The sequence below is a fragment of the Mesorhizobium sp. M0296 genome (assembly GCF_040321675.1).
Classification (GTDB): Bacteria; Pseudomonadota; Alphaproteobacteria; order Rhizobiales; family Rhizobiaceae; genus Mesorhizobium.
The window spans coordinates 1-4,527 of sequence record NZ_JAMYRZ010000091.1 but is presented as its reverse complement, the minus strand read 5'-3'; the positions used below and the strand labels follow the sequence as shown (position 1 = coordinate 4,527).

General features: G+C 61.5%; 4 protein-coding genes and 1 pseudogene. 1 reads left to right on the top strand and 4 read right to left on the bottom strand.

Translation table 11 applies throughout. The annotated features are described in order from the left end of the window. From istB to NKI97_RS35230, 3 genes are all read right to left on the bottom strand, one after another. Positions 1-843 (bottom strand): IS21-like element helper ATPase IstB (istB, locus tag NKI97_RS35240; RefSeq protein WP_352838589.1); only part of this gene is annotated, 843 nt, incomplete at its 3' end. Further along, complete coding sequence (gene istA / locus NKI97_RS35235) at positions 843-2,132, bottom strand: IS21 family transposase (protein ID WP_352838588.1); 1,290 nt, start codon at positions 2,130-2,132, stop codon at positions 843-845. The genes istB and istA, both read right to left, overlap by 1 nt. A 331-nt stretch (positions 2,133-2,463) precedes the next feature. Continuing rightward, on the bottom strand, positions 2,464-2,586 hold the full coding sequence (locus tag NKI97_RS35230) for a KTSC domain-containing protein (RefSeq protein WP_352648747.1): 123 nt from the start codon (positions 2,584-2,586) through the stop codon (positions 2,464-2,466). A gap of 267 nt (positions 2,587-2,853) precedes the next feature. On the opposite strand from NKI97_RS35230, the pseudogene NKI97_RS35225 reads away from it, so the two are divergent. Then, positions 2,854-3,184: pseudogene (locus NKI97_RS35225) on the top strand (transposase); the annotation flags it as partial. Positions 3,185-3,217: 33 nt separating this feature from the next. Here the strand turns inward: NKI97_RS35225 and NKI97_RS35220 are convergent. Further along, a partial coding sequence (locus tag NKI97_RS35220; RefSeq protein WP_502907146.1) for an HlyD family type I secretion periplasmic adaptor subunit occupies positions 3,218-4,527 on the bottom strand: 1,310 nt, incomplete at its 5' end.

The window sequence follows — 4,527 nt, the reverse complement described above, 5'->3', positions numbered from 1 at the left end:
GGGTGTTTTCCCCCCCGTGGGCCACTTAATTTTTCCCCCCCTTTTTTTTTTTCGGTGGGGGTGGGGGCGTCGGGGTGTCCGGCGTTTCTCAATTGGCCCTAAACCCCGCTTTTCGCGAAGCCGGTAGCTGTCGCCACGGATGGTTATCACTGTCGAATGATGAAGCAGGCGATCAAGGATCGCCGTTGCCACCACGGGATCGCCAAACACGCTGCCCCATTCGCCCACCGAGCGGTTGGAGGTGATCAGGATCGATCCCCGCTCATAACGCCGCGACACCAGCTGGAAGAACAGATGTGCGGCATTGGCTTCGAACGGGAGATAGCCGAGCTCGTCGATGATCAGCAGTTTCGGCCGCGACAGGGTCGTCAGTTGCTTTTCGAGCGAACCGTCGTCATGGGCCTTGGCCAGCATCGCCACGAGCGTGGCCGCTGTGACGAACTGGACGCTATGGTTCTGCCGGATCGCCTCGCGCCCGAGAGCCACCGCCAGATGTGTTTTGCCCGTACCCGGAGGTCCAAGGAACAGGACCGTGTCGCCATGGGCAATCCAGCGGCAGGTCGCCAGTTCCCGGACTTGGCGCTGATCCAGCGACGGCTGCGCGTCGAAGTCGAAGCCATCGAGTTCGCGCACAAACGGGAACTGCGCGATCTTGCCTGCCATGGAGATGCGCCGCTCGTCGCGCCGCGCGATCTCGCGCGTCACGAGGAAGGCCAAAGCCTCGCGCAAGGTCATTTGCGAACGCGCCGCTTCGTCCAGCAGCGTGTCGAGCTGGTCCCGGATCGCGGTCAGCTTCAGCCGGTCGAGCTGAGCCACCAGCATCTCGTGATCGACCGCCGTCATCACCAGCTGCCTCCCACCAGTGCCTCATATTCGGCCAGTGGCCGCAACAGAGCGGAAGGCGCAACGATATCCGCCGGCGCCGATCGCACCGGCGCAGCAGCGCCGACCACGCCGGCAAGATGCGCGCGCTCGACAATCCGTTGGCGACGTCCGCGGCACAAAGCATGATCCGCCACCACCTCGCCCGCATGACGCACGATAACGCGACCGCCCAGCACCACGACCTGGACGCTCTCCCCGATCAGCCGCCAGGGGACTGAGTAACTGTTCGTGTCCAGGTCGATTGCGCAGTCGGCCTGGACCTTGCGCACGAGATCCCGCAGCTGCCCAAACGGTGCCCGTCCGCCCAGAGGGCGAAGCGCCATGGCTTCTTCGGCAAAGCGCTCCGCAGGAGCCACGCCGGTCGTGCCATGCACACGCTGATCGGCAATCTCGCGTGTCCACCGGTCCAGATGCGCCTCGAACGCCGCCCAGTTCTCGAACCGGCGGCCGGCAATCGCATTGCGCTTGACATAGCCGACCCCGCGTTCGTCCTTCCCCTTGGTACGTGCCCGATAAGGCGCACAAGCCCGTGGCGTAAATCCCCAATAGCGGGCAAAGGCGTGCAGCCGCACATTGAACCGCACCTCCCGCGTCGCCGCATCGTGATGTTCGACCAGCGCCTTCGGATTGTCGAACAGCACTTCCGTTGGAACCCCGCCGAAGCGAAGGAAGGCTCCTTCCATCCCCTCGAACCAGTCCGCCTGGCGCTCCCGAAGCGAGGGACGGATATGCAGGCGACGCGAGTAACCCAGCGTTGCCACAAACAGGTGCACCCGAACACGCTCGCCGCCGATCCACGCCCGCGTGTCGCCAAAGTCGATCTGCATCTGATGTCCCGGCGCCGTCTCAAACCGAACCGTCGCGCGCTTCTGGACCCTCAACTCCCGACGCCAACCCTGCACCCGAAGCTCCACCGACCGAAGCCCTATGACGATCCCATGTTCGCTCTCCAGTTCCTGGCGCACCACATCGGCGTTGCCATCATGGCGGAAGAAGCGCTCTCGCAGCCAATCGTCTAGCCCGTCAAACGCGCTCCGCCGCACAGGCTTGCGAAACGGAACAGTCCCGCCTTCGCGCAGATACCGACGCACCGTGTTGCGCGCGCACCCGAACTCCTTCGCCAGCCGCTTCGCTCCCCAGCCAAGCTCATGCAGCCGCACCATCGCTGCCACCTCTTCAGGCTGAAGCATCTCCTCTCCCTGCATCGTTCTCGACAATGCAGGAATCGCCGAAATCCCAATCGTCATCCATGCCTCCTCTCATAACCGAGAGGGTCAGTTCTTCATTTCGTCAGGGGGTCAGTTTCTCAATTCGCCCGACAGCAATCGTGTGAGGGGAAGTTGGACCTTCACCGCGAGGCGGTGTTCCAAGGTCGATCACAAAAAGTCCCGCCGCACATGCCAGGACGGCGGGACCGATCGAGCGCCTTTGCACCAGGCGGGGGGATGCGGGTTGGGCTTGCCCGGTGCGTCGGACCGTTCGGGAACCTTAGGCGTATCACCGGCAATGCGTCCACCAACCGACGGTTGGAGCGACAAGGATAAATTCGGTCACCGGCAGGTCGGGTCATCCTGGGTGCTATCGCTCGCCACCAGACGGTACCGGATGGTTTCGGATATGGTCGTTAAAGTAGCGCCCCTTGGCGAAAGCGGCTTTGAATTCGGCAAAGGTTTTCGGCGGTACGGCCTCAAACTCGTGCAGTTTGCCGCTGGCTACGAATCAGACCGAGAGGATTTTACTGTCGGGATCGTATTCTGTTTTGCCTATCGAGGTGGAGGGCATGACGGCGGCTCGATCGAAAAGCAATCAACGAGCGGAGAGGCCGTCGCGTTTCTTATGACTGCAGCTATGGTAAGCCACCCAGCTCAATTCGGAGCGCCGCCGGCGAGAAGATGTCGATAGCGTTCGTCATCATCCGGCGCGCGCGCGCAAGATCGGCCCGACGTGGCGCGTCGGCGCGGTCGCCGCCCCATGCTCTTCGACGGGCCGATCAATGGTTTCCGGCTGTATGTCGAGAAGGTGCTCTTGCCCACCCTCAAGCCGGGCGACATCGTCGTCAACGACAATTCTTCACACGAGGACATGAGGGGCAAGGCCGTCCGGCACGCCCTCGGCAAAGCCGGCGCCAAGCTCTTCTTCCTGCCGGAAATGCTCGCCAGACCTGAATCCGATCGAGATGGTCTTTGCCAAGCTCAAGCACCTGTTGAGAAAGGCCGCCAGATGCACCATCGACGCCGTCTGCAGCGCCATTGGCGAAATGCACGATGCTCTCAGATCAAAGGAATGCGCCAACTATTTCACCGTGGGTGATGGCCGAGTCCGTCACGCGAACTCAATCCTCCCTGAATGCCCGACGGATTTGATCGTCCAAAGGTTTTACGAGGTAAGACAGCATTGTGCGGCTGCCGGTCGAGAAGAACACCTCGACAGGCATACCGGGCGACAAGGTCAGGCCCTTCAGCCTCGTCAGCTCTGCACGTGGCAGGCTGACACGCACAGTATAGAAGCTGGTGCCGCTTCGCTCATCGATGCTGAGATCGGGGGAGATTTCACTGACTACACCATTTAGCTCTGGCGTTGTCCGCTGGTTGAAGGCCGAAAGTCGCAAGGTTGCGCTCTGTCTTGGCATCAGCTGATCGATGTCCTGCGGAGCCACACGTGCTTCGACGGTCAGATCGTCTGTGACAGGGACAATCTGCATGATGAGCTCTCCCGCAGATATGACGCCACCGACCGTGTGAACGCCGAGCTGATGGACGACGCCAGTCTGTGGGCTGCGTATATCGATACGCTTGAGCTGATCCTCGGCCGAGACCTTTTGCTCGACCAACTCCGAGAGCTTTGCCTGGACGTCACGAAGCTCGGTTGCCACCTCGCTGCGCAAATCCTGGTCGATCTGAATGATCTGCAAGCGGATTTCGGATGTTTGACCCTTCGATTGCGCCATGGACGCAGTCAGCTTCCCATGCTCGCCTTCAAGCCGGACTGCATCACGCTCAAGCGTCGTTATGCGATCGATTGAAACCAGCTTGCGTTCCCAGAGTCTGCGCATTCCGTCGAGCTCAAGCCCGATCAATTTAATTTCCTGGCTTTTAGCATTCCTTTGCTCGGTCAAGCCGGCGACTTCTTCGGTGAGCTGAGCAATGCGCTCTCTCAACTGAGCCTTCTGGCCAGCGCGTGCCTGGCGACGAAATTCGAACAAGGACTGCTCGCCGGCCATCGCACGCCGGATCTCAGGATCGTCCTGCCGCGACGTCAGCGAAGATGGGAAGGCGATGGTGTCAGTGCCATCGCGCTCGGCTTCGAGGCGGGCCAGACGGGCCTCGAATTCGTCCAAGCTCTTGGTGACCATGGCTAAATCGGCCCGGGTCACGGTTTCATCGAGACGGATCAAAACCTGGCCCGCCTTCACGGCGTCGCCTTCTCGCACGAGGATCTGACCGACCACGCCACCCGTTGGATGCTGCACCTTTTTAACGCTGGAATCGACGACCAGCCTTCCCGAAGCAATGACGGCTCCAGAAAGCTCCGTGACCGCGGCCAGGCTTCCCGCCCCACCAACCAGGAGCATGCAGACCGCGAGGCCGCCGAACAGATAGCGTCGAATGGTCCGGTCGATCGCCGATGCCGCGTGTTGCGTCA